Origin of the sequence: Photobacterium sp. S4TG1, from assembly GCF_036040035.1 — a bacterium.
Taxonomy (GTDB): domain Bacteria; phylum Pseudomonadota; class Gammaproteobacteria; order Enterobacterales; family Vibrionaceae; genus Photobacterium.
Window position 1 is genome coordinate 16935 of the sequence record NZ_JAYXUH010000003.1, and the last position, 24094, is coordinate 41028.

22 protein-coding genes are annotated in these 24094 nt (G+C 41.0%); 13 read left to right on the plus strand and 9 right to left on the minus strand.

From position 1 onward, the window contains the following. Positions 1-10: 10 nt before the first annotated feature. The 4 genes from lon to VXS03_RS05755 all read left to right on the plus strand — a co-directional run bounded on the left by lon (position 11) and on the right by VXS03_RS05755 (position 5624). Positions 11-2383 carry an endopeptidase La gene (lon, locus tag VXS03_RS05740; RefSeq protein ID WP_327762506.1) on the plus strand — a complete coding sequence of 791 codons (2373 nt, stop codon included), beginning with the start codon at positions 11-13 and terminating at the stop codon, positions 2381-2383. Between the two features lie 216 nt (positions 2384-2599). Then, positions 2600-2872 (plus strand): nucleoid-associated protein HU-beta, encoded by a 273-nt coding sequence (hupB, locus tag VXS03_RS05745; protein WP_297478300.1) that lies wholly within the window; start codon positions 2600-2602, stop codon positions 2870-2872. 427 nt (positions 2873-3299) lie between these two features. Further along, on the plus strand, positions 3300-5192 hold the full coding sequence (gene ppiD / locus VXS03_RS05750) for a peptidylprolyl isomerase (protein ID WP_327762507.1): 1893 nt from the start codon (positions 3300-3302) through the stop codon (positions 5190-5192). A 129-nt stretch (positions 5193-5321) separates the two neighbouring features. Further along, complete coding sequence (locus VXS03_RS05755; RefSeq protein ID WP_442957423.1) at positions 5322-5624, plus strand: ComEA family DNA-binding protein; 303 nt, start codon at positions 5322-5324, stop codon at positions 5622-5624. A 64-nt stretch (positions 5625-5688) separates the two neighbouring features. Here VXS03_RS05755 and rrtA read toward each other — a convergent pair whose 3' ends face one another. Then, on the minus strand, positions 5689-6234 hold the full coding sequence (rrtA, locus tag VXS03_RS05760) for a rhombosortase (protein ID WP_327762510.1): 546 nt from the start codon (positions 6232-6234) through the stop codon (positions 5689-5691). 10 nt (positions 6235-6244) lie between these two features. On the opposite strand from rrtA, the gene VXS03_RS05765 reads away from it, so the two are divergent. Beyond that, positions 6245-6853: a tRNA-uridine aminocarboxypropyltransferase gene (locus tag VXS03_RS05765; RefSeq protein WP_327762511.1), complete on the plus strand. Its 609-nt coding sequence runs from the start codon at positions 6245-6247 to the stop codon at positions 6851-6853. A 192-nt stretch (positions 6854-7045) separates the two neighbouring features. Here the strand turns inward: VXS03_RS05765 and VXS03_RS05770 are convergent, their stop codons facing one another. The 3 genes from VXS03_RS05770 to VXS03_RS05780 form a co-directional block, all read right to left on the minus strand. Further along, a complete protein-coding gene (locus tag VXS03_RS05770) occupies positions 7046-8413 on the minus strand; it encodes an anti-phage deoxyguanosine triphosphatase (protein WP_327762513.1) in 1368 nt (455 codons plus the stop codon). After that, entirely contained in the window at positions 8413-8997 is a 585-nt protein-coding gene (yfbR, locus tag VXS03_RS05775) for a 5'-deoxynucleotidase (protein WP_327762514.1), read from the minus strand. Before yfbR ends, VXS03_RS05770 begins: the two co-directional genes overlap by 1 nt. A gap of 170 nt (positions 8998-9167) precedes the next feature. After that, a complete protein-coding gene (locus VXS03_RS05780) occupies positions 9168-10382 on the minus strand; it encodes a pyridoxal phosphate-dependent aminotransferase (protein WP_327762515.1) in 1215 nt (404 codons plus the stop codon). A gap of 400 nt (positions 10383-10782) precedes the next feature. Here VXS03_RS05780 and VXS03_RS05785 point away from each other — a divergent pair, with 400 nt between their 5' ends. The 5 genes from VXS03_RS05785 (at position 10783) to menE (ending at position 17120) form a co-directional block, all read left to right on the plus strand. After that, a complete protein-coding gene (locus VXS03_RS05785) occupies positions 10783-12117 on the plus strand; it encodes an isochorismate synthase (RefSeq protein ID WP_442957424.1) in 1335 nt (444 codons plus the stop codon). Beyond that, on the plus strand, positions 12114-13847 hold the full coding sequence (gene menD / locus VXS03_RS05790) for a 2-succinyl-5-enolpyruvyl-6-hydroxy-3-cyclohexene-1-carboxylic-acid synthase (protein ID WP_327762516.1): 1734 nt from the start codon (positions 12114-12116) through the stop codon (positions 13845-13847). The genes VXS03_RS05785 and menD overlap by 4 nt, the downstream gene beginning before the upstream one ends. Further along, positions 13831-14643 (plus strand): 2-succinyl-6-hydroxy-2,4-cyclohexadiene-1-carboxylate synthase, encoded by an 813-nt coding sequence (menH, locus tag VXS03_RS05795; RefSeq protein ID WP_327762517.1) that lies wholly within the window; start codon positions 13831-13833, stop codon positions 14641-14643. The genes menD and menH overlap by 17 nt, the downstream gene beginning before the upstream one ends. A gap of 90 nt (positions 14644-14733) precedes the next feature. Then, complete coding sequence (gene menC / locus VXS03_RS05800; RefSeq protein ID WP_327762518.1) at positions 14734-15708, plus strand: o-succinylbenzoate synthase; 975 nt, start codon at positions 14734-14736, stop codon at positions 15706-15708. Then, positions 15696-17120: an o-succinylbenzoate--CoA ligase gene (gene menE / locus VXS03_RS05805; RefSeq protein ID WP_327762519.1), complete on the plus strand. Its 1425-nt coding sequence runs from the start codon at positions 15696-15698 to the stop codon at positions 17118-17120. The genes menC and menE overlap by 13 nt, the downstream gene beginning before the upstream one ends. A gap of 52 nt (positions 17121-17172) precedes the next feature. On the opposite strand, the gene VXS03_RS05810 is transcribed toward menE, so the two are convergent. The 3 genes from VXS03_RS05810 to VXS03_RS05820 all read right to left on the minus strand — a co-directional run bounded on the left by VXS03_RS05810 (position 17173) and on the right by VXS03_RS05820 (position 20266). Further along, positions 17173-19047, minus strand: a complete 1875-nt coding sequence (locus VXS03_RS05810; protein ID WP_327762521.1) for an MFS transporter — start codon at positions 19045-19047, stop codon at positions 17173-17175. A gap of 18 nt (positions 19048-19065) precedes the next feature. After that, positions 19066-19662: a TetR/AcrR family transcriptional regulator gene (locus tag VXS03_RS05815; protein ID WP_327762523.1), complete on the minus strand. Its 597-nt coding sequence runs from the start codon at positions 19660-19662 to the stop codon at positions 19066-19068. Between the two features lie 199 nt (positions 19663-19861). After that, the gene (locus tag VXS03_RS05820) at positions 19862-20266 is read right to left on the minus strand and encodes a TM2 domain-containing protein (protein ID WP_327762525.1); all 405 of its coding nucleotides are present in this window, start codon (positions 20264-20266) and stop codon (positions 19862-19864) included. A gap of 409 nt (positions 20267-20675) precedes the next feature. Between VXS03_RS05820 and VXS03_RS05825 the strand changes: the two genes are divergently transcribed. After that, complete coding sequence (locus VXS03_RS05825; protein ID WP_327762527.1) at positions 20676-21551, plus strand: Tim44 domain-containing protein; 876 nt, start codon at positions 20676-20678, stop codon at positions 21549-21551. A gap of 280 nt (positions 21552-21831) precedes the next feature. Beyond that, positions 21832-22077: a TIGR02647 family protein gene (locus VXS03_RS05830; RefSeq protein WP_327762528.1), complete on the plus strand. Its 246-nt coding sequence runs from the start codon at positions 21832-21834 to the stop codon at positions 22075-22077. Between the two features lie 30 nt (positions 22078-22107). On the opposite strand, the gene VXS03_RS05835 is transcribed toward VXS03_RS05830, so the two are convergent. Further along, the gene (locus VXS03_RS05835; RefSeq protein ID WP_327762794.1) at positions 22108-22359 is read right to left on the minus strand and encodes a YkgJ family cysteine cluster protein; all 252 of its coding nucleotides are present in this window, start codon (positions 22357-22359) and stop codon (positions 22108-22110) included. Between the two features lie 291 nt (positions 22360-22650). Between VXS03_RS05835 and VXS03_RS05840 the strand changes: the two genes are divergently transcribed. After that, positions 22651-23094, plus strand: coding sequence for a YcgN family cysteine cluster protein (locus tag VXS03_RS05840; protein WP_327762529.1), 444 nt, complete (start codon positions 22651-22653; stop codon positions 23092-23094). Between the two features lie 124 nt (positions 23095-23218). Here the strand turns inward: VXS03_RS05840 and ypfJ are convergent, their stop codons facing one another. Further along, complete coding sequence (ypfJ, locus tag VXS03_RS05845) at positions 23219-24079, minus strand: KPN_02809 family neutral zinc metallopeptidase (RefSeq protein WP_327762530.1); 861 nt, start codon at positions 24077-24079, stop codon at positions 23219-23221. Between the last annotated feature and the right edge of the window lie 15 nt (positions 24080-24094).

Sequence of the window (24094 nt, forward strand, 5' to 3'; positions counted from 1 at the left end):
AGAGAAGAATATGAACCTGGAGCGTTCTGAGCGCCTTGAGATCCCGGTTCTACCTCTACGTGATGTAGTGGTATACCCTCATATGGTTATTCCATTGTTTGTGGGCCGGGAAAAATCAATTCGTTGCCTTGAGTCGGCAATGGAAAACAATAAACAGATTCTGTTGGTCGCTCAAAAAGAAGCAGCCACAGACGAACCGTCGATCACTGATCTTTATGATGTTGGTACCGTTGCAACGATTCTGCAGTTATTGAAACTACCTGATGGTACGGTCAAAGTGTTGGTTGAAGGCCAACAACGTGCCAAAGTTGAAGATCTGGCTGATGATGAGTTTTTTACGGCTAATGCTGAGTTTTTGGTTACGCCAGAAATGGATGAGCGTGAGCAAGAAGTACTTGTTCGAACCGCGATAAGCCAGTTTGAAGGCTTCATCAAGCTTAATAAAAAAATCCCACCTGAAGTTCTAACATCATTAAATGGCATTGATGATGCTGCGCGTTTGGCTGATACCATCGCAGCGCACATGCCATTAAAATTAGCTGATAAGCAAAAAGTGCTTGAAATTGTTGAGATCACAGAACGTTTAGAGTTCTTGATGGCAATGATGGAGTCTGAAATCGATCTGCTGCAAGTTGAAAAACGTATCCGTGGACGCGTTAAAAAGCAGATGGAGAAAAGTCAGCGCGAGTACTATCTTAACGAACAGATGAAAGCTATCCAGAAAGAACTGGGTGAGCTAGATGATGCGCCGGATGAATTTGAAGCATTAAAGCTAAAAATTGAAGCTTCAAAGATGCCAGCAGAAGCGCGAGAGAAAACTGAGCAAGAACTACAAAAGCTGAAAATGATGTCACCGATGTCAGCAGAAGCAACGGTTGTTCGTAGCTACATCGATTGGATGTTAAGCGTACCTTGGCATAAGCGCTCTAAAGTGAAGAAGAATTTAGCTAAAGCTGAAGAGATTCTTAATGCTGACCATTATGGTTTAGATCGTGTTAAAGAACGTATTCTTGAATACCTCGCCGTTCAAAGCCGTGTAAACAAGCTTAAAGGTCCAATCCTTTGCCTTGTTGGTCCTCCTGGTGTGGGTAAAACTTCGCTAGGTCAATCTATTGCTGCCGCAACGGGACGTAAGTACGTGCGTATGGCATTAGGTGGTGTACGTGATGAAGCAGAAATCCGTGGTCATCGCCGCACTTACATTGGTTCAATGCCGGGTAAGTTGATTCAGAAGATGGCGAAAGTGGAAGTGAAAAACCCACTATTCCTATTAGATGAAATTGACAAAATGTCATCTGATATGCGTGGCGATCCTGCTTCTGCATTACTAGAAGTTTTAGATCCTGAGCAAAATAGTTCATTTAACGATCATTACTTAGAAGTTGATTACGACTTATCTGATGTCATGTTTGTTGCTACTTCGAACTCAATGAATATTCCAGGGCCACTACTTGATCGTATGGAAGTGATTCGTCTTTCTGGTTATACCGAAGATGAAAAACTGAACATTGCGAAAAATCACTTACTTGAGAAGCAGATTGAGCGTAACGGACTAAAACCTAGCGAGTTAACGATTGAAGACTCAGCATTAATGGGGATTATTCGTTACTACACTCGTGAAGCGGGTGTACGTAGTCTTGAGCGTGAAATTTCTAAACTATGCCGCAAGGCAGTGAAAGAAATTTTATTAAACAAAGACATTAAGCACGTATCGATTAGCCAAGATAACCTTAAAGATTACTTAGGTGTACAGCGTTGTGATTATGGCAAAGCTGACGAAAGTAACCGAGTCGGTCAAGTGACAGGTCTTGCATGGACAGAAGTTGGTGGTGATTTATTAACTATCGAAACTGAATCTATGCCGGGCAAAGGTAAGCTTACATACACAGGTTCTTTAGGTGATGTAATGCAAGAGTCTATTCAAGCGGCAATGACAGTGGTACGTAGTCGTGCTGAACGTTTAGGCATTGCGAGTGATTTCTACGAAAAACGTGATATTCATGTTCACGTGCCTGAAGGTGCTACACCAAAAGATGGCCCAAGTGCGGGTATCGCTATGTGTACAGCCTTGGTATCAAGCTTAACAGGTAACCCTGTGCGTGCTGACGTTGCGATGACAGGTGAAATCACGTTACGTGGTGAAGTATTACCGATTGGTGGCTTGAAAGAGAAACTGCTTGCAGCACACCGTGGTGGCATTAAGACGGTATTAATTCCAAAAGAAAATGAGCGTGATCTAGAAGAGATTCCAGAGAATGTGATTGCTGATTTGGAAGTGCGTCCAGTTCGTTGGATTGATGAAGTGCTAATGTTGGCATTACAAAATAATCCAACAGGCATTGAGCTAGTCAATGTACAAAATAGTGACCTAGAGCTAAATTAGTTAAAGAAAAAACGCTTTCAAGATTAAAAAACTTGTCAGCGTTTTTTTGTGTGGCTATAAGGTACATCTAATCCGCAATATGCGAACTAATTTTAAGCCTTGATAGTTATTTAAAATGAATTATCAAAGTAATAATGTTTTTTACTTGATTACCTTTGACGCGAATACTGACTTAACTATCGCGTGGTAATCAAGGTTCATTCAGAGGATCTAATTGTGAACAAAACTCAACTAGTTGATAAAATCGCAGAAAGTGCTGATATTTCTAAAGCATCTGCTGGCCGTGCTCTTGACGCATTAATTGAAACTGTAACTGAAACCCTAAAAAGCGGTGATCAAGTTGCATTAGTTGGTTTTGGTACTTTTTCTGTTCGTGAGCGCGCAGCCCGTACTGGTCGTAACCCACAAACTGGTGCAGAAATTCAAATCGCAGCTGCAAAAGTTCCTGGTTTCAAACCAGGTAAAGCGCTTAAAGATTCTGTAAACTAAACAATTATGGCTGTTGAGCCATTATATTGTCATGTTTTCATGGCTTAAAAATTGCTACCGGAAAGGGTATACTGACTCGGTACAATCAAAGCGCATCGGTTGATGCGTTTTTTTTACTTATAAATAGCCTCATAGCAACAGACTACGACAAATATCCAGTGAGATATTCATCATAGCGTTGTTTAATTGCGTTTATGTAACAATTCTCAGTGCTGTATGTGGCTTATCGGTCACAGGTTATCTATATTGATAAAGCTAAGTTAATTAAAACAAGGGTATCGATATAGCAGTAGCTATTCAGTTGGTGTTATATAACATGTAGTAAATAGTATGGTGCGGTCATCATGGTGATGTCAGTAGCAGTGTGCATTAATTTGATAGTAGTTCGAAACCGAGCCAGATCGAACAGTAGGAGAGACGGCAGATTATGATGGAGCGATTGCGCGAAGGCGCTAACAGCATCTGGGTTAAGATTATTCTAAGCCTAATTATTTTATCTTTTGTATTTGCTGGCGTCGGCAGTTATCTGGCGAGTGGAAATGAGCAAGTTGCAGCAAAGATTAATGGTAAAGATATTAGCCAACGTCAGTTTGAGCAAGTTTATCAAAATGAACGTAACCGTATGCAGCAGCGTATGGGCGATTATTTTTCAACCTTGATGAGTGATCCTGCTTATGTGAAGCAGTTCCGTCAAAGTGTTTTAGATCGTATGGTTAATGATGAACTTATTCAACAACGTGCGAATAAACTTGGTCTTAGTGTTAGCGATGCACAAGTAAAACAAGAAATTCTAGCGATGCCCGCATTTGCCGTTGATGGTGTATTCAATAACGAGCAATATAACATGGCATTACGTCGTGCTGGCTTTACACCTGATCAGTTTGCAGAAACGATCCGTAAAGATATGCTACGTCAGCAATTCCTTTCAGCACTTCAAGGCAGTGACTTTGTGTTAGCTGATGAAGCTGATGAGCTACGTAAGCTTGAATCACAACAACGTGTTGTTCGTACATTAACGCTAAACCTTGCTGACTTTACTCAAAAAGTAAAAGTAACAGAGAAAGAAGCGCAAGATTTTTACGATCAAAACCCGAATTTGTTTACGCGACCAGCACAGATCAAAGTATCTTACGTTGAGCTATCAGATAAGGGTTTAACTAAAGATATTAAAATATCAGAGCAAGCTGCTGAAACGTACTACAAAGATAACCAAGCTAAGTTTAGTTCTGCTGAAGAGCGTGAAGTTAGCCACATCTTAATTAATGGTGATACAACCGCTGCAAAAGCGAAAGCTGAAGCATTACTTGCGAAGCTACAGAGTGGCGCTAACTTTGCTGAAGTTGCTAAGCAATCATCTGATGATACTTTCAGTGCTAAAAACGGTGGTAAATTAGAGTGGTTCACTAAAGGCACAATGGATCCTGCATTTGAGCAAGAAGCTTTTGCCCTTGCTAAGCCTGGTGATATGTCTGGCCTTGTGAAGTCATCATTTGGCTACCACATTATTTTACTTGATGGGATTAAACCTGGAAAAGTAAAACCGTTTGCTGATGTTAAAGCAAAAATTGTTGCTGAATTACAACAACAGCAATCAGCTGACGAGTTCTATAAGCTGAAAAGTAAGCTAGCAGAAGTTGCGTTTGAATCACCAGATTCATTAGATGCAGCGGCTGAAGCTGTTAACGCTAAGATTGTTAACACCGGTTACATCACCCCAGCGGCTGAAAAAGGCGTGTTGGCTAATAAACAAGTTCAAGAAACACTACAGAGCCCTGAAGTTCATGATGATGGTATGAACTCTGACGTGATTGAAGTGGGTCCTGAGCATGTGGTTGTTGTACGTGTTGATGATGCGCGTGCTGAAGCAGTATTACCGTTTAAAGAGGTTGCTGCTAAAGTAAATGCATTGGTTGCGAACCAAAAAGGTGAACAACAAGCACAAGCTAAAGCTGATGAGATCATTGCTGACTTACGTAAAGGTAAGAATGATATTGTTGCTAAAGACGGTCTAAGCTTCTCTGGCGAACAAACAATTAACCGTTCAGGTCCAAATGCAAATATTTCAAATGTCGCATTTGGTTTACCTAAACCAACCGCTGGTAAAGCAACTTATGGTATGGCTCGTGATAACAACGGTAACGTTGAAATCATTGCACTTGATAAAGTTGTGAACATGAAGTTAGCTGGCGAAAAAGTAAATGGTCAGTTTGCAGAGCAAATTGGGCAGATGTTTGCTCAAGAAGATCTTGCTGCGACGCTAAAAACATTGCGTGAATCAGCTGAGATTAGCTACCCAATGCAAGACGCATCGAAAGATTAATTGAAACTGTAATGTAAACAGACGGGTCGTCTTGTGCGACCCGTCTTTTTTTTAACTATAAAATAGCCATTATTATTACAATGAGAATTTTATTGCATATTATTCGTATTCACTTTCAAAAGGAATAGAATGAACATGACAATAAAATATCAGTTGTTTAAAGCTATCGTTGTAGCGGGAACATTAGTATTAGCCCCTGTAAGTTATGCCAATCCTGATCAGCATAAAGGCCTTGATATTATTGTGAATATTAATGATGCCAATGCAGAACAGCTTGATAAATTATTAGTGGGAATAGGGCCGGATAAAGCTGAAAATATCATTCAATATCGTATTAAGTATGGCAAGTTTGCTTCTGCTGATGATCTTGCAAAAGTTAAAGGTATTGGTGTGTCAACCGTCGATAAAAACCGTAATCGAATTAAATTGTAGTGATCAATTATGTAGGTTTTATCTATCGCGACAGGCCACCAGCGCCTGTCGTTTTTATTGAATATTATTTAGCTTTAGGTGTTGTGATAAGCGCGATAATTGCACCTGATATCGCACCAATTAAATGGGCTTGGGTTGCGACTTGTACCCCAATGAGTTCGGCTGAACTTGCTGAGCCGCCAAAACATTGTTCCCAACCTATCTTTGCAATGAGCCCAACGAATAACAACCAACCACCTTTGGTTTTGGTTTGAATGTCACGCATCGCTCCCCATGCAAATAAACCATGTAATACACCTGAAAATCCTGCATACCAGGTAATCTGTGTGGCAAAGAGCCCTAAACCTATAATGGTACTGAGGCTTAAAATTAATAAGCTATAATATCGCGCTGTAAAATGGGCGCGGAAAATAAAGCTGATAATAATAAATGCACCCGCATTCATAGCGAGGTGAATCCAATTGGTATGGGTAATATTTCCTGTTAGGATCCGCCATATCTCGCCATTAAGTATCGCTTGGCGATCCCATACTAACAGTGGCTGTAGTTGGGGGATTTGAGCAATAATCCCTATAATTAATGCGATAATAATGTAATTGCGAATAGACAAGGCAACCTCAATGAGTCGGTATTGTGAATACTGTGGTAAGGCAAAAAAAGCCTGTATTTGCCACTGGATTGAAAACATCACAGCAACAACGGAAATCTGGATCCTACAGCATCCATCTGAAATCAAACGTGCGATAGGTACAGCAAGAATATTATCACTTTCTCTACCAAATAGCCGACTTTGGGTTGGAGAAGATTTTTCGAATAATGATGAACTTAATAGCTTACTGGCTGATCCTGAACGTGATGTGTATGTCGTCTATCCTGGTGAAGGTTCGGTACCGGTATCGAGTGTTGCTGCGGCAGCAAAGAAGCAACGTTTACAGACGGTTATTTTATTAGATGGCACGTGGAAAAAAGCGTATAAAATGTGGCTATTGGCAACCAATTTACACCATTTGCCGTTAGTTAATTTAGATAATGCTGACAATGGCAATTATCGCATTCGCAAATCACCCAAAGAGCAGGGCGTATCAACGGTAGAGGCTGGCTATTTAGCCCTATCTGCGTTTGAAGCTGATACTGATAAGTTTGCGCCGTTGCTAACCACTTTTAATCACATGATAGATTTTCAGATTAAGCAAATGCCTCAAGGGGTGTTTGAGAAGAATTATTTGTGAGAAGAAGGGACGAGTGGCGAGGAAGAGCAGAATATAGGGAGAGCAGGGACGAGAAAAAGCAGAAGCAAGTAACGAGAATTTCGGACACACACTCTCTTTTTGGTACTTGACTATGAGTTAAGGGTATTGAGAATACCAACCCTCGACCCTCGACCCTCGACCCTCGACCCTCGACCCTCGACCCTCGACCCTCTAAACCCCATGTCCTTCGTTACCTATCTCCAAGGTAATCGATGGTTGAAAGAGAGTATTGTACAGCCGCTGCGAAAAGCCATCAGTCATACCTGAAATATAATCAGCGATGATTCGCATCTCATTGTCGCCTTTATCTACCGCATGTTGCCAATGCTTACGCGTCGCTTCTGGCAATAAACGTTCGGGATCTGACGCAAACGCATCAAATAATTCCATGATTAATTGCTGGCCTTTATATTCTAATAGCTGAATTTCAGGCTTTTTAACCACATAATCACTAACAAACTGCTTCAGTACATTTAATGCATTTTCCATTGGATGTGATAAAAAAGCATTCCACTTTAATAATGGCTCTTCAAAACTGTGCAAACCATCTTGAATCGTTGGCGCGATACTGATAGAAGTTAGTAGGGCATTAACGAGTGCGCCAATCGCATCTTTACGTTGATGATGACTCGCAAACATATGTTCACTGATCTCACCAATTCGTTGCTCTAGCCATGGATCACCACATTCTGCAATTTTAGAGGCGACAGCTTCTTGCCATTGATCGCGATTAACAATCCCCATCACGATGGCATCTTCAAGATCATGTACACCATAAGCAATATCATCGGCTAATTCCATGATTGAACAATCAAGTGACTTAAAACGGGTTTTATTATGTTGCTGTGGCAATGGTGTATGGTTGCGCATTTGCTGAAATAATTGCTTATCATTGACTGACAGTGGCGCTAATACCCAATCAAAGACGGTTTCGTCATCATCATAAATCCCTTTTGCTGGGTGCCATTGTTTGGCTTTTAAATGACGAAAGTTCATCACATCCGCAGCGCGTTCTGCTGCTGTTGTTTGGCTCAGTAATGCTGGGTATTTAAGTAGCCCTAATAGTGTACGGCGAGAGAGGTTCATGCCGTAATGTTCAGTGTAGGGTTCCAGTAAAGTAACGATACGGAAGGTTTGTGCGTTGCCTTCAAAGCCACCGTGATTGCGCATCATATAATTTAATGCAACTTCACCACCATGACCAAAGGGAGGATGACCAATATCATGCGCCAGACAAAGGCTCTCCATCAAACTGGTTGATGAGAGTAATGAATGGAATTGGGGCTGTTTTAATTTTAGCTGCGCCACAATGCCAGTGCCGATTTGTGAGGCTTCAAGAGAGTGAGTTAAACGGGTGCGGTAGAAATCGTGATTACCCGCACCGTGAACTTGAGTTTTTGCTTGCAGGCGACGAAATGCGGCTGAGTGTAAAATTCGAGCACGATCACGTTGGTAAGCCGAGCGATGATCATCACGACGCATTTTTTGTTCATCGCTATGACGTTGTTGCCAGCAAGGATCAATAATAAAGGCTGTCATTAGCTGATCTCATCTAACGTTAAATTAAAGCTATCGGCAAAGGTGCTAAGAAAATAGTCCATTTCTGGAGTGCGGCGTTCAGCTAAGGTTTCTTCAAGGCGTTTTTTTGCTTTAGTGAATTCATGATTACCCGCACTTAATTCTTCTAAACACTTGAGGTAAGCACATAAAGTATCGGCTTGTTTTACGATAGCGGCATTTTCAGGATCTAATTTGTGGCTATCAACTAACGGTGCATAATCATCATGAAATTCTTCAGGTAGCATCGACAGTAATTTTTGTTCAGCAGTGAGTTCGATCTTTTTGTATTCTTCAGCAATGGTAGGGTTAAAGTATTTTATCGGGGTTGGCATATCCCCCGTGATCACCTCACTGACATCATGAAACATACCTAATAATGCGATACGTTCCGGATTAACATTGCCGCCAAATTTACGGTTTTTAATCAGTGCCAGAGCATGAGCGACAAAAGCAACTTGAAGACTGTGCTCTGAGATATTTTCAGTTTCAACACAACGCATGAGTGGCCAGCGTTGAATTAAACGCATTCGAGCAAGATGCGCAAAAAAATGGCTTTTTTCCATGGGAGAGTTCCCTTATAGCTAAAATACTGATGTATTGAGTATATCAAGTGTCTGCAGGCGATGGGGGAATTACTTGGTCTGTAATGAGAGTAATGAGTGCCTGATAAACAAAAGCCTCGACAACATCGAGGCTAATAATATGAGATTACAAATCGTATGAATGACTGTTGTTATTGACGATAGGTATGCAAGAAACGTTCAAGACGGGTCATTGCCTGCTCCAAGTCATCAACTCGCGGTAGTGTTACAATGCGGAAGTGATCAGGCTGTTTCCAGTTAAAACCTGTGCCATGAACCACCAATACTTTTTCTTGGAGTAAGAAATCCATGGCAAAGCGTTGGTCATCGACAATATTGAATTTTTTCTGATCTAATTTAGGAAATAAGTACAGTGCGCCCTTGGGTTTAACACATGAAACCCCCGGGATTTGAGTCAATAGATCATAGGCTTTATCACGCTGCTCGAGTAAGCGACCACCGGGTAAGATCAATTCGTTGATACTTTGATAACCACCCAATGCTGTTTGAATCGCATGTTGCATAGGTACGTTGGCACATAAACGCATTGAAGACAGCATTTCTAAGCCTTCAATATAGCCTTTTGCTTTATGCTTGGCGCCTGATAACACCATCCAACCTGCACGGAAACCACACACTCGGTATGATTTAGATAGGCCGTTAAAAGTAATACAGAATACATCAGGTGCTAATGGCGCAATCGAGGTGTGTTTTGCACCGTCGTACAAAATTTTATCATAGATTTCATCAGCAAAAATAATCAGATTATGCTGACGGGCAATTTCAACGATTTCTAATAAAAATTCACGGCTATAAACTGCGCCGGTTGGGTTATTAGGGTTGATCAGTACGATACCACGAGTATGAGGTCCAATTTTCTTTTTGATATCATCAAGATCTGGATACCAATCCGATTGCTCATCACAGGTGTAATGTACCGCGGTGCCACCAGAAAGTGATACAGCGGCCGTCCATAATGGGTAATCAGGGGACGGTACTAAAATTTCATCTTTATGATTTAGTAATGCTTGCATTGCCATTACAATCAATTCAGAGACACCATTACCAATAAAAACATCTTCAACATCGATGTCTAATAGACCACTTTTTTGATAATGCTGTACTACGGCTTTACGTGCCGAGTAAATGCCTTTTGAATCACAGTAACCTTGTGATGTTGGTAAGTTACGGATCACATCAACCAGAATTTCATCAGGGGCATCAAACCCAAATGGCGCCGGATTGCCAATATTAAGCTTAAGTATTTTTTGGCCTTCTTCTTCCATGCGTTTTGCATGCTTAAGAACGGGACCACGTATGTCATAACAAACATTATTGAGCTTGGATGACATCCCGAAATTTTGCATATAATACTTTCCTGATGATAATTTTTGGTATCTCCACAAATTACACTATAAAACCAGTTTAAAGGAACACCTTTCAGCATAAAATTTGGAAAAATAGTTTTTTGTGTTATTTCGAACCCATACTAGCTATGGTATTAACTACAGTTATTGTTAAGGTTCAGCTATTTATGCTGAAATATAGCCAAAAGGAATGACGTTACTTCATTAGTCAGATGCTATTGAGTGAGGTAGAATACTCAGATCATTCGTCTTTGCTGATAATTCATGGTTTTCTAGCTAAAGTAACCATTGAAATAAGAACGATTATTAGCAAAGAACCAAGTATGTCCATGATTGGCATATTTTTATCTTTCAGCCAGGGATGAGCCGTATTGGTGATATTTAGCTGAGCGAGGTTATCTTGACTGCGTTACAACAAGCCGTTGCATTATTGATTGCTAACATTAAACAAGCATCAGTAACAACTCAACGATTACTAGTAAAACTAGAACTGCCTGCAAATACTGATCTCATTGATTGGATGGATGCACAATCTTTATTTCCTAAATTCTATTGGCAATCTCGAGATTGTCGTGAAGAAGTGGTTGCTTTAGGGCAGATAAAAACGTTTACCGATCCGTTAATCGCTGAACAAGTGATTAATGACGATCAGCGTGTTTGGGGTGGACGTTCTTTTGATGGGCATACCGATCGTAATCGACGCTGCCTGTCGTCTTTCTTCTTTTTGCCATTACTTGAAATCATTCGTTTTGATGGTGAGTGGCATCTTGCTGCAAATATGAGTGACGATAAGCCGCGTATGTTAGCGATGTTAGAAAAAATCGTTATCAGCCCTGATATTGTCACCGATATTGATAGCCGTATTTTAAGTCGTAGCTATAGCCCTGACTTTGCAGGTTGGTCAACCATGATTGATCAAGCTCTGACGGGAATAGCTAATGATGAATTTGAAAAAGTGGTGTTGGCTCGACGCACAACATTGCAACTTGATCATCCGGTATTGCCAGCACAATTGCTTAAAGCAAGTCGCGCTAGTAATAGTAATAGTTTCCATTTTTTAATGGCGCTAGATGCAGGGCATTGTTTTGTCGGTTCGACTCCTGAACGCTTATTTCAGCGTCATGAACGAGCATTACAAACAGAAGCTCTGGCGGGTACGATTGGACGTGGAGCCGATACTCAAGAAGATCAACAACTGGCACAATGGTTATTGGCTGATACCAAAAATCGCTATGAAAACCGTTTAGTGGTTGATGATATTGTTGAACGTTTGGTTCCTCAATGCGAATCGATGAATGTTGCACCTGTGCCTGAATTGGTTCAGTTGCGTAAAGTGCAGCATTTAAAACGCAGTATTGATGGTCAGCTTAATGATGCTGTTTTCAGTGCCAATTTACTTGATAGCCTACAGCCAACGGCAGCTATTGCCGGTTTACCTCGTGATGCAGCGTTAAATTTTATTGCAGATCACGAACCGTTTGCTCGTGGTTGGTATAGCGGTGCGGTGGGGTACATTGGGCAAAAGCACAGTGAATTTTGTGTGGCGATTCGTAGCGCAATGATCAGTGGTGATGATTTACATTTGTTTGCAGGCGCTGGCATTGTGCCGGGCTCTGTTGCAGATAGTGAATGGAAAGAGCTCGATCGAAAAACCTCCACTTTATGCAGTTTGTTTGAACAACCATGTTCTGATGATGTGAATACTATGGATAAGATGGGATATAAAAGCGCATGATACAGCCACCATTAACAACGAGCCAATTATACCGAGCTGCATTAAATGGTTGTTGGGCAAGCTTAATGCTTGAAGAGTTAATGAGACTGGGTGTGCAACATGTCTGTATTGCGCCAGGTTCTCGTTCAACACCCTTAACGTTGGCCGCAGCGAAACTCACACAATTGACGATTCATACCCATTTTGATGAGCGAGGTTTGGGTTTTTTAGCTTTAGGTTTAGCTAAAGCATCTCAATCTCCGGTGGCGGTTATTGTGACATCGGGTACTGCGGTCGCGAATTTATTACCTGCGGTGGCTGAAACAGGGCTTACTGGTGAAAAACTGGTACTGTTAACCTCTGATCGCCCCGCTGAATTACTTCAATGTGGTGCCAACCAAGCGATTCGTCAGCATGGGATCTTTTCTGATCATGTAAGTCACTTTTTAGATATACCAAGCCCAAGTTTGGATATTAGCCCTAATTGGTTGTTATGCGCTATTGATGATGCGATGCAGCAGCAACAATTACGTGGTGGTTCGGTACATTTTAATTGTCATTATCCAGAGCCTCTGTATGGCGATGATGTTGATTTTAGTGATTACCTTACCCCTGTTGCACAATGGCAGCAGGATGATATCCCTTATTGTCAGCATCAAGCGCTATTGTCATCGGCAATGGCACCTATTGATGCAACACAATGGCAAGCATTGTGTGCTCAGAAAGGGGTGATTGTTGCAGGACGATTAGCAGCGAATGAGCTTAAAACTGTTCAACAATTAGCGTCGATATTAGGTTGGCCATTGCTGGTGGATCCGCAAGCGGGTGGCAGTAGTGATTATGCTGGCTTTGATGGCTGGTTACAAAATGGTGCCTGTCAGCATCATCTTCAACAAGCGCCGGTGCTATTGCAATTTGGTGGCCGTATCGTTTCAAAACGGTTATTACAGTTTATTGGTCAGCATCAATGGCAGGCGTTTTTACTGATTGATCCGCTGGCTGGACGATTAGACTCTCATCATCGCCGTAGTCAACGTATTCAAGCGAATATTAATGCATGGGCGCAAGCAGCAATAGCGTTAACAACCGAGTCATTACATTCACAATGGGCACTGCCGTTAGTTGAAGCATCACAACGTTATTTTGATATTGTTACAGCTCACAGTGACCGTTTTTCTGAATTAGGTTTAGCCGCACAAGTGATGCAGTGGATTGCTCCTCAAACAGAGTTGTTTTTGGGTAATAGCATGATTGTTCGATTATTGGATATGTGCGCTAAATTACCATTAACTGCGACATTTGCTAATCGTGGGGCTTCTGGCATTGATGGTCTTATTGCGACGACAGCTGGTGTGCAGCGTGCTCGTAAAGCGCCGTTAGTGTGTCTGATCGGTGATACTTCGTTACTTTATGATCTCAATTCATTGGCGTTATTGAATCAACAGCAATATCCGATTGTGGTTATTGTTACCAATAATGATGGCGGTGGTATTTTTGATATGTTGCCGGTGCCTGATCAGCAAAAAGATGATTTTTATCGCATGCCACATGGGTTTGAATTTAGTCATGCCGCAGCGATGTTTGGCTTACAGTATTGCGCACCAACGTCATTAACTGCCGCTGAAGCAGCTATTCGAGATGGTCAATCACATATAGGAACAACCCTGGTTGAAATTAAAACGCCAGCGGGTGAAGCTGGAGCTATGCTTAAGGCGTTATTTGCTGAGGTTGAGCATGCTACTTTATTCTGAGACTTTTGGCTCTAAAGCGGATTCCAATCAACCGACGTTAGTCTTTCTGCATGGTTTATTGGGTAATGGGCATGATTGGCGTTATGTGATTGGTCAGCTTGCTGCGACTCAACAATGTATAACGATTGATTTACCTGGTCATGGGTTAAGTGCATTTGTTGATGCTGATATGGCAACCACAGCTTTAGATGGGGGATTTGATGCTATTCATCACGCCCTGAACGCAACTTTAGCTCATCGTGGTGTTACTGATTACGTGTTGATTGGATATTCGTTGGGGGCTCGTTTAGCTCTGTATCATGCGTGTGCATTAGCGAAAGACGTCCCTTTATCTTCGTGTTCACCACGATTAATGAAAGTGCTGCTTGAAGGCGGGCATTTTGGATTACCTGCTGCAGAGCAGGAGCCACGTTATCAACACGATCAACGTTGGGCGGCACGATTTGCTCAACAGCCATTAGTTGATGTATTACAAGATTGGTACCAACAGCCTGTTTTTGCGTCGTTGACACTAGAACAGCGACAGGCTTTAGTCGCGAAACGAAGTGATAATTTAGGCTCAAGTATTGCCAAAATGATGTTAGCGACTTCACTTGCTAAACAGCCTCAATTATTACCTCAATTACAACAGCTTTCTGTGCCTATTCATTATCTTTGCGGCGAGCATGATACTAAGTTTCGAGATTTAGCATCGGCGGGTGGTTTAGATATGACGGTTATTGATAATGCTGGTCATAATATTCATATTGAACAACCTGTTGCTTTTACAACGGCATTGTTAGCCTTTATCAGCTAGTGGTGGCGTGATAAGTAATCAGAGACTCTGTTTTCTGGCTAGAGTGTTTGTTAAATAAATACAGCTTTAGCACCATATAAAGGAAATGTAATGCGCAGTGCTAAGTTATTTCAATACCAACTTCCAATGGATTCTGGCGTTATCTTACGAGACCAACGTTTGATTACACGTGAAGGTTGGGTGGTTGAGTTATGCCAAGATCAACAATTAGCTTATGGTGAAATTGCGCCATTACCCGAGTTTAGCGTTGAGACGGCCACTGAAGCGGGTGAGCAAGCACAACAGTTGCTTTCACAATGGGTTGCGGGTGAAACACTTGATTTAGACGCGGCTTTTCCATCAGTCGCTTTTGGTATTAGCTGTGCCATGGCTGAGTTAGCCGCTGAACTTCCGATGCCCGGTAATTATTTAGTTGCGCCATTATGTTGCGGCGATCCTGATGATCTAGTGGAACATTTTAATCAGATCTCTGGTGACAAAGTGGCTAAGATTAAAGTTGGCATGTATGAAGCCGTGCGTGATGGCATTGTGGCAAATATGCTGTTGGAAGCGATTCCTGATATGCAATTGCGACTGGATGCAAATCGCCAATGGACGCCACTAAAGGCACAGCAGTTTGCTAAGTATGTTAAGCCTGAACACCGCAGTGGCATTGCTTTTTTAGAAGAACCTTGCCGCTTACCCAGTGACAGTTTGGCGTTTGCACAACAAACTGGAATCAATATTGCTTGGGATGAAACAGTACGCGATGCTGGATTTGAAGTAAAAGCTGAACCCGGTGTTGCTGCGATTATTATTAAGCCAACGCTAATTGGCTCTCTTGCGCGATGCATCACATTGATTGAACAAGCACATGCTGTCGGGTTGACCGCAGTGATCAGTTCTAGTATTGAATCAAGCTTAGGGTTAAATCAGCTGGCTCGTTTAGCGCAATGGCAAACGCCAAATGTGATCCCTGGGTTAGACACGATGCAATTATTTCAAGCTCAATTAATGCAATCATGGCCTGGTTGTGAATTACCAGTGATTTCTTTATCTGAATTAGACATGGTATGGCACAAATAACAGCAGAATTTCAAAAATGGCCTTGGCAACATTGGGCCGAACAACGACCAACTGAAATTGCGATTGCGTTAGGTGATGCAAACGCTGGCGCGGTGACGTGGAATTGGATTGAAGTTACCGCCAATATTGAAACCTATGCTCAACGACTTGTGGCTCAAGGGGTTAAGCGTGATCAATTGGTTGCGGTCGTCGCGCCCAATAGTATCGATGTATTATGGCTGCTATTGGCCATTATTCGTGTGGGCGCGCGTTATGTTGGACTCAATCCTAAATTGCCTTCTAAGGCGTTAATTGAGCAATTAACCGCGTTGGAAAATGATCATATTTGGGCTTCAGATAACAATGTCGCTGAACAACTGCCAGGGCATACTCTATCTTTGACGCCAGCGATGACGTCAGAACGTATTATTCCTGTGATGTGGCAAGAACATCGTCCAGTTTCACTAACATTAACATCTGGCTCTACAGGGTTACCTAAAGCTGTTGTGCATCATTCACAATCACACTTAGCTAGTGCGAGCGGGTTATTAAAGCAAATGACTTTTACCGCTAACGATAGTTGGTTATTGTCATTGCCGCTATTTCATATCTCAGGATTAGCGATTATATGGCGATGGTTATACCGTGGGGCTCGAATAGTTTTAGTTGAACCTGCATTGCAACAACAAGCATTACAATGGGTTAGCCATGCTTCATTGGTGCCAACCCAACTACAACGTTTTCTTGATTCTCAATATGCCCATCAGCATCAACTGCAACAAGTGTTATTAGGTGGGGCGACCATTCCTGTTAGCTTAACGACGGCAGCCGAACAAGCCGGCATTGAATGTTGGAGTGGTTATGGAATGACAGAAATGGCATCAACTATAACGGCTAAACGTGCCAATAGTAGTGCGGGGGTAGGAACGGTGTTACCTAATCGTGAGCTTATTTTACGCGATGGTGAGATCTGGGTACGAGGTAAAGTGTTATGCCTTGGCTATTACCGCAATAATACGATTTTTTCTTTGGTTGGTTATAATGACGATGATGATTGGTTTGCAACTAAAGATTTAGGCGAGTGGCATGATGATGAATTATTTATTCGAGGTCGTGCGGATAATATGTTTATTTCAGGGGGAGAAAATGTACAACCTGAAGATATCGAACAAGTATTATTACAACACGCCGCGGTTAAGCAAGTTATCGTTCTGCCAATAGACGATCATGACTTTGGTGCAAGGCCGATAGCGATATTAACTACGGCGCCCTCTCTTGACAGTTATTTAGTTGATCAGTTAGTCACTTATATGTCGCAAAATGTTGCGCCACATAAGCGACCGATTCGCTATCTTTCATTGCCTGAATATTTTACACAAAATGTGAAGATTTCTCGTTCAGATTTAGCGAAATGGTTGGCTACTCAGGTCTAAATGTAGAGGATATAAACACAAAGGCGAAGCATCATAGCTTCGCCTTTTTATTTTAGCGCTTATCACCACGTAGCTCGATGACTTGTTGATGCAGCAATTGGCTGTTGGTTGTTTCTGAATGTACACAATCTCCAGCAACAATGGTGACCTTTGACCAAAATCGCTTGGGCCATTTCAGCAAGGCATGCCCACCTTCACGACTAAAATAACTGCCCCATAATCCTTGTAAAGCAACAGGGATCACTTTAACACTTGAGCGCTTAATGATTAAGTCGATGCCTCGCATAAAAGGAGCTATTTCACCATCTTGCGTTAAGTGTCCTTCTGGAAATACACACACAATATCGCCATTCTCTAAATAAGACGCAACGAGAGCAAATGCAGTACGGACAGATTTTCTGTCATTTGAATCAACGGGAATAGCTTTGCAAGCACGACAAAATGTATTTACTAGTGGCAAGTTATAAATGCTTTCATCCATTAGAAAGCGAATGGGGCGAGGACAAGCGCCTGCCAATAATAACGCATCCATATAGCTAACATGGTTACAAACGAGCAAAGTACCGCCCTGTTGAGGAAGGTTATTTAGGTTGTGGTGTTGGACTCGGTACATCGTGTGAGTGACGACCCAGACCACAAAGCGCCAGAAAAAATCGGGTGCTTGAAAATAGATATACACTAAAACTAAGCCATTCAATCCTGACAATAATAAGAAAAATTGAGGAATAGACAGGTGTAATAGTGATAAACAAATAATAGCGGCAATGGCACTGATAACCATAAAGACCGCATTCCAAATATTATTGGCTGCAATAATTTGGGCGCGTTGATCTTCTTGGGCACGTTGTTGCATTAAGGTATATAACGGCACAATAAAAATACCGCCAGCGACCCCAAGCAATAATAGCGAGATAAAAACAGGCCATAAGGAGGGTTGTGCAACAAACGTTAAGATAGAGTCACTAACCGGCATAACACTAGGGGTCATAGCATAGAGCCCGAAACCAAACAAACTGATACCAAAGCAACCAATAGGAACGATGCCAGGATCAACACGGTGGTGTGATAAACGGTCACATAACATCGAACCAATGGCTATGCCGATAGAAAATAAGGTCAGTAAGAAAGAAACAGATGATGCTTGGCCGCCTAAATTGGATTTGGCAAAATTAGGAAACTGGGTTAAGTAACAAGCACCAAGGAACCAAAACCAACTAATACCGATAATACACTGAAAAATAACTTTATCTTGTTGGGCTATCTTCATGGTATGGCGTGTTTGTTGCCATGGACGCCAGTGAAATTTGATGTGGGATTGACTTGGTGGTGCTGGTGGAATTGCGAGTGAAGTAACATAGCCTAAAATAGCAAATATAATCACACTAATAGCAGCGATGTAGCGACTATTGTCACTGTTCGCGATAACACCAGCAATGATGGTACCTAGTAAAATCGCTAAAAACGTGCCTGTTTCAACCAGCGCATTACCTGACACTAATTCATTTTTTTTGAGGTGCTGAGGCAATAGTGCGTATTTAGCTGGACCAAAAAATGCAGACTGGGTGCCCATCAGAAACAGTAAAAATAATAGCGATAAGTAACTTTGGTAGATAAAGGCAATCGCAGCACAACACATAATAATCACTTCAGCGAGTTTGACTATTCGCATTATTTTCGCTTTATCATAAATATCAGCGAGAATACCTGCAGAGGCTGAAAATAAGAAAAAAGGTAGGATGAATAATCCAGCAGCTAAATTAATTAATAGATCTGCATTAAGTGGAAGTGTGTGTATTGAAGCATAAGCAATAAAGATCAGCAGAATATTTTTATAAACATTATCATTAAATGCCCCTAAAGCTTGTGTCAGAAAATAAGGTAAAAACCGACGTTTAGTTAATAGGCTTGACTGAGGCTTAGGGGACATTCTGCTGTTCTCGTTAAATTATTTATGCCATGAATTAAGGTAGGTATCTAATAAGTTATTGATTAATGCTTTGCCATCAACGGGGGTTGAGGTGAATAACTTATCATCCACAGTTAATAAAGTAATACCGTGCACACCAGCCCAAATAACACGGCTTGCTTCAAGTACTTCATTGTCTGTCATTTCATCATTAATTTGGCCAATTAACGCTTCAAGCATACCGGTCATATTATCAATACGATCCGTTTGCCATTCAGGTAAATCTTCGCCATTCATTGTATGTTGGAAAATTAACTGCCAACGGTAAGGATGTGCGGTTGCAAAATCAAGATAACAGAAAGCAAGGTTACGAAGTGCTTCTTGAGAAGAGGTTGACTCACGGACACACAACTCAGCTTGTTGGAATAATTCGTCAAGTGTTTGAGCAACGGCATGAAGGAGTAGTAAATTATAGTTACCAAATACATTAACTAAAGTACTTGGAACATAGCCAATCATCGCCGCGACTTTACGTAAACTTAGTTCATGATGTGGATGCTCATCGAGAAAGTTTTTGACTTGCTCTAAAGTCATATTTACCAATTCTTCGCGGGTGTGGTCATTTCTTCTTGCCATGGAATTATACTCTTTAAATATGTTTGCAGTTGTCGTAATTAGCCTAGTGATAGACTGCTTTTTTAATTATTTTAATAGTTGTCATCCCTGAACCATTATGGGCAATATATCTTTCCCATAATGTAAATATTGCAGCATTAATACTGCGTCCTTGAGACGGAGCATATAATGCCACAAGATGTGTCATAAAATATAAATACTATGCGTGTTGTTTTTTGGTGTTTTCAAGAGACACTTGATCATTAAGCGTCCAAAAATCGACTAAAATACCGATTAAGAAAAATCCAAAAGTACATAGATAAAGGATACCTGTTAACCATTTTCCCATGTACATGCGATGAACGCCAAATACACCAAGGAAGGTCAATAGTAACCACGCGATATTATAATCGATTTCACCACTTGCGAAGCGTAAATCAGACTCTCGATTCATTGATGGGATTAAAAATAAATCGATTAACCAACCAATACCACACAAACCAAGTGTTAAAAACCAAATGGTGCCTGTTACGGGTTTGCCATAATAAAAACGGTGAGCACCGGTAAAGCCAAAAATCCACAATAGATAACCCACAAATTTACTATGTGTATTGTTCTCTTGCATAGCTATCTCCATTGAGAAATGATCATAATAATAAATGAAAGTAACATTGTTGAACGGATATTGTTAACTTTCATTGATGACATAAAAAACAGTATATAATAATAAACCTTTGCTGCGGATAATATATGGAATGATATTGGAATTTTCACCTTTTAGGTTGTATTAGTTCGATTTATTACGCATATCTATGCACATTAAATAGCTTTATGTTTAATTATATAAAAAATTGCGTAAAATGATGCCTGTATTATTGGTGTTAGATGTCTGATTATTATGTGTTTAATTTGTTATTTTAAATAAGCATGACGGATGTTAAACGTTAGTAACAATTTTAATGGGTGATTAAATTGACATTTTGTAGCGAATAGCTACGATGCTTAGAGTTAATGACGAAGGTATATCGATTATTATGAAACGCTTTTTTACCGTATTTGCTCTTATTGTGGCTGTATCGTTTACAGCACCGCATGCAGAAGCAAAAAAATTCGGTGGTGGTAAGTCGTTTGGTAAAAGCTTTAAAACCGCTCCGGTTCGTAAGCAACAACCACAACAGACCGATACTATCCGTAAACAAAACCCAACCGCAGCGTCATCAGCGAAAAAGGGCCTAATGGGTGGTTTGTTAGGTGGTCTTCTTGCTGGTGGTCTGTTAGCTGCTTTCTTTGGTGGTGCATTTGATGGTATCCAGTTTATGGATATTCTTATTATCGGTGTGATTGCCTTTGTATTGTTTAAACTATTTAAAGCAATGCGTGCTAATAAAGGAACGCCGATGGGGCACCGTGAGTCTTATGCGGGAAATTCTCCTCGTCAGCCTCAACAGCAACGTCAGCAGCAACAACAGCAGTTCCGTCAAGGCGCAGCACAGCAGCAATCATCTGGTTTTGAATCAACAGATAGTGATGTGCCATTTAACTTGCCGCCAAATTTTAATATGAATGCATTCTTAAATGGTTCTCGTGATCATTATCGTGTTATTCAAGGGGCATGGAACCATAACGAATTAGAAAAAATTCGTGAGTATGTGTCACCAGCTCTAATGGCTGATTTAACAGCGGAGCGTGCAAAACTGACGGGTGATCAACACACTGAAGTTATGTATGTTGATGCAGAGCTTGTGCGAGCAGATCATGATGCGAACATGGCACAGCTAAGTATTAAATTCAGTGGTCGTTATAAAGACAGTGCTGAAGGCGTAGAAGAAGACATTAATGATGTATGGCATTTAGAACGTGATTTACGTAAGCCAAATGCACCATGGTTAATTGTTGGTATTCAAGCTTAATAGCTAAAAACAGCCGTCAAAAAGCCGCTATTTGCAAAATGTTTCATATATTATGATGATTTTGTAAGGCGGCTTTTTTATATCCCTCAATAAGTTAGGTTGTTTTTCATACAACACTGAAACTTAATGACTGATAGATGTTCAATTTTTTGACATGGATCTCATCTTGGTAGAGAAAGATCTTCAGATATTGATCTCTGCACCTAGTTTTCTTACCAACAAACGCTAATATTAATAATAGATTATTTATCCCACTGGGATTTTCCATAAAGAGGTGACTATGCTGTACACTCCCGATATCGTTGATGAAATGAATCTACTGGTAAAATTCCCTATGCATAGCAATATGGAAGGCATTAAGGTTCATAGCGATGCAAGTCCTGCTGTTATCTCTGCAGCGCAACGTTTGTATGCGAAAGGATTAGTGACTGAAGAGGATGGGGGATATTTGACATATTCTGGCCATCAAGTTGTAGAAAATGCTAAAAGTGCATTACGTATTCTGACTGGCACAGTTAAAGAATAGCATTATTCTTCAGTGAGCGAGCAGTAATAATCATTCGGTTATGTGTTCAAGCTCGGTAATAATAGTTAAGGCTTGCTCGTTGGTATTACCACAAATATCAGAGCAAGCTTTAAAATTATGACACACCGCAGGGCGTTCTGGTTGACCAAAGAGTTTGCATAAATTGTTTTCATTTAATTGCACGCAACGAACACCTGCAGGTTTACCATTCAGCATTCCTGGAATCGAAGATGATATACTCGGAGCAATACAGCATGCTCCACAACCTAAACGACACTCCATCATATTTTTCCCTTCTGCTTTGTAAATTGGTTGCGCAAATTACCATTGTTAGTCTTAAAAGCCAAATGACTTGGTGATTTTATCGATCTTGATTATTTACAGATCGGTAATTTATTCCTACGCTAAATGATAATAGCTATTATTTCTGTCAGTATAGGGGATTAATAGGTATTTTTAATTTGCAGTTTACCGTATTGATCGCTATAAAAACCGCCTGCTTTATTTTTTGATAAGCTCATTCATTATTGTGGCGTATTGAACGACACAAATAACAATACTGGTGTAAGTATCATGACCCATTTTTGGCAACAGAAAGACTTAGCGACAATGACAGATCAAGAGTGGGAATCACTTTGTGATGGCTGCGGTAAATGTTGCCTACATAAGTTAATTGATGATGATACCGATGATATTTATTACACCAATGTCGCGTGTAGTCTGCTCGATAATCAAACATGCTCATGTAAAGATTACGCAAACCGATTTGAGTCAGGCGAAGAGTGTCTTAAATTAACTCGTGAGCGTATTGATGAGTTTGTATGGCTACCTGAAACATGTGCTTATCGCTTGCTAGCTGAAGGTAAACCGCTACCTGAATGGCATCCATTGATCACAGGTTCTAAAGATGCAATGCATGCTGCAGATGAATCTGTACGCAATAAAATCGTGTATGAAATTGATGTGATTGATTGGGAAGATCACATTTTAAACCATCCTGATCGTATCAGTGAATAAGACGCTAGCGGTTAGTTAATTTCATACAAAAGCCCCTGTCACTTCAGTCTGTGACGGGGGCTTTTTTGTCTCTGATAGATTATATTAATATTGTTTAAATCATTGCTTGTATATCGTTTTACTCTTATTGAGCAAAGGTATTACAAACTTTTGGATTACCAGACTTAAATCCTTTTTGGAACCATGAAATACGCTGTTGTGAACTGCCGTGTGTAAATGCATCTGGTTGTACCGCTTGTCCGGCTAATTCTTGTAAACGATCATCGCCAACGGCACTGGCTGCATTGATCCCTTCTTCTATATCACCCGCATCAAGCATACCTTGTTGATTGACGTAGTGACCCCAAACACCAGCATAGCAGTCTGCTTGAAGTTCTAATTTTACGCTGAGTTTATTGGCTGTGACTTTACCGCTTTGCTGCTGGAGTTGGTGCACTTTATCACTCGTCCCAAGTAATTTTTGAACATGGTGACCCACTTCATGAGCGATAACATAGGCAAAGGCAAAATCACCTGGTGCGCCTAATTTCTTAAGCTCTTTAATAAAGCCAAGATCAAGGTAGATTTTTTGATCTGCAGGGCAATAAAATGGGCCCGTTTGGGCTGAGCCAGTACCACAACCAGTACGAGTAACATTGTTATATAGCACTAATGTTGGTGGCTGATAATGCCCTGAAAGTTGTTTGTCCCACACACTTTCTGTCGTGCCAAGAATAGCCGCAACAAATTGCTTATTTTCATCATTTAATGGTGCTGCTGTTTTCGGGGGGTGAGATTGTTGCAAACCAAGAGAGGAGCCACCACCAGTGAAATATTGAAAAGCCAAGAATAAGCCGCCGATGACTAAGATGATTCGACCAATTTTACTGCGCATTAGTAAAGGAACTAAACGTAATAAACCAGCAGTAGGTACACTTGCTTGAGCTGGGCTATCGCCACGTCGATCTTCAATGTTTGAGCTTTGGCGAGAATTCTTCCAACGCATTTTTAGTCCTTCACT

What these genes read in the sequence shown, in the direction of transcription:
- lon (WP_327762506.1), top strand. Translation starts at nt 11, where the DNA reads ATGAACCTGGAGCGTTCTGAGCGCCTTGAGATCCCGGTTCTACCTCTA.
- ppiD (WP_327762507.1), top strand. Translation starts at nt 3,300, where the DNA reads ATGATGGAGCGATTGCGCGAAGGCGCTAACAGCATCTGGGTTAAGATT.
- VXS03_RS05755 (WP_442957423.1), top strand. Translation starts at nt 5,322, where the DNA reads ATGAACATGACAATAAAATATCAGTTGTTTAAAGCTATCGTTGTAGCG.
- VXS03_RS05765 (WP_327762511.1), top strand. Translation starts at nt 6,245, where the DNA reads ATGAGTCGGTATTGTGAATACTGTGGTAAGGCAAAAAAAGCCTGTATT.
- VXS03_RS05770 (WP_327762513.1), bottom strand. Translation starts at nt 8,413, where the DNA reads ATGACAGCCTTTATTATTGATCCTTGCTGGCAACAACGTCATAGCGAT.
- yfbR (WP_327762514.1), bottom strand. Translation starts at nt 8,997, where the DNA reads ATGGAAAAAAGCCATTTTTTTGCGCATCTTGCTCGAATGCGTTTAATT.
- VXS03_RS05780 (WP_327762515.1), bottom strand. Translation starts at nt 10,382, where the DNA reads ATGCAAAATTTCGGGATGTCATCCAAGCTCAATAATGTTTGTTATGAC.
- menD (WP_327762516.1), top strand. Translation starts at nt 12,114, where the DNA reads ATGATACAGCCACCATTAACAACGAGCCAATTATACCGAGCTGCATTA.
- menH (WP_327762517.1), top strand. Translation starts at nt 13,831, where the DNA reads ATGCTACTTTATTCTGAGACTTTTGGCTCTAAAGCGGATTCCAATCAA.
- menC (WP_327762518.1), top strand. Translation starts at nt 14,734, where the DNA reads ATGCGCAGTGCTAAGTTATTTCAATACCAACTTCCAATGGATTCTGGC.
- menE (WP_327762519.1), top strand. Translation starts at nt 15,696, where the DNA reads ATGGCACAAATAACAGCAGAATTTCAAAAATGGCCTTGGCAACATTGG.
- VXS03_RS05810 (WP_327762521.1), bottom strand. Translation starts at nt 19,047, where the DNA reads ATGTCCCCTAAGCCTCAGTCAAGCCTATTAACTAAACGTCGGTTTTTA.
- VXS03_RS05815 (WP_327762523.1), bottom strand. Translation starts at nt 19,662, where the DNA reads ATGGCAAGAAGAAATGACCACACCCGCGAAGAATTGGTAAATATGACT.
- VXS03_RS05820 (WP_327762525.1), bottom strand. Translation starts at nt 20,266, where the DNA reads ATGCAAGAGAACAATACACATAGTAAATTTGTGGGTTATCTATTGTGG.
- VXS03_RS05825 (WP_327762527.1), top strand. Translation starts at nt 20,676, where the DNA reads ATGAAACGCTTTTTTACCGTATTTGCTCTTATTGTGGCTGTATCGTTT.
- VXS03_RS05830 (WP_327762528.1), top strand. Translation starts at nt 21,832, where the DNA reads ATGCTGTACACTCCCGATATCGTTGATGAAATGAATCTACTGGTAAAA.
- VXS03_RS05835 (WP_327762794.1), bottom strand. Translation starts at nt 22,359, where the DNA reads ATGGAGTGTCGTTTAGGTTGTGGAGCATGCTGTATTGCTCCGAGTATA.
- VXS03_RS05840 (WP_327762529.1), top strand. Translation starts at nt 22,651, where the DNA reads ATGACCCATTTTTGGCAACAGAAAGACTTAGCGACAATGACAGATCAA.
- ypfJ (WP_327762530.1), bottom strand. Translation starts at nt 24,079, where the DNA reads ATGCGTTGGAAGAATTCTCGCCAAAGCTCAAACATTGAAGATCGACGT.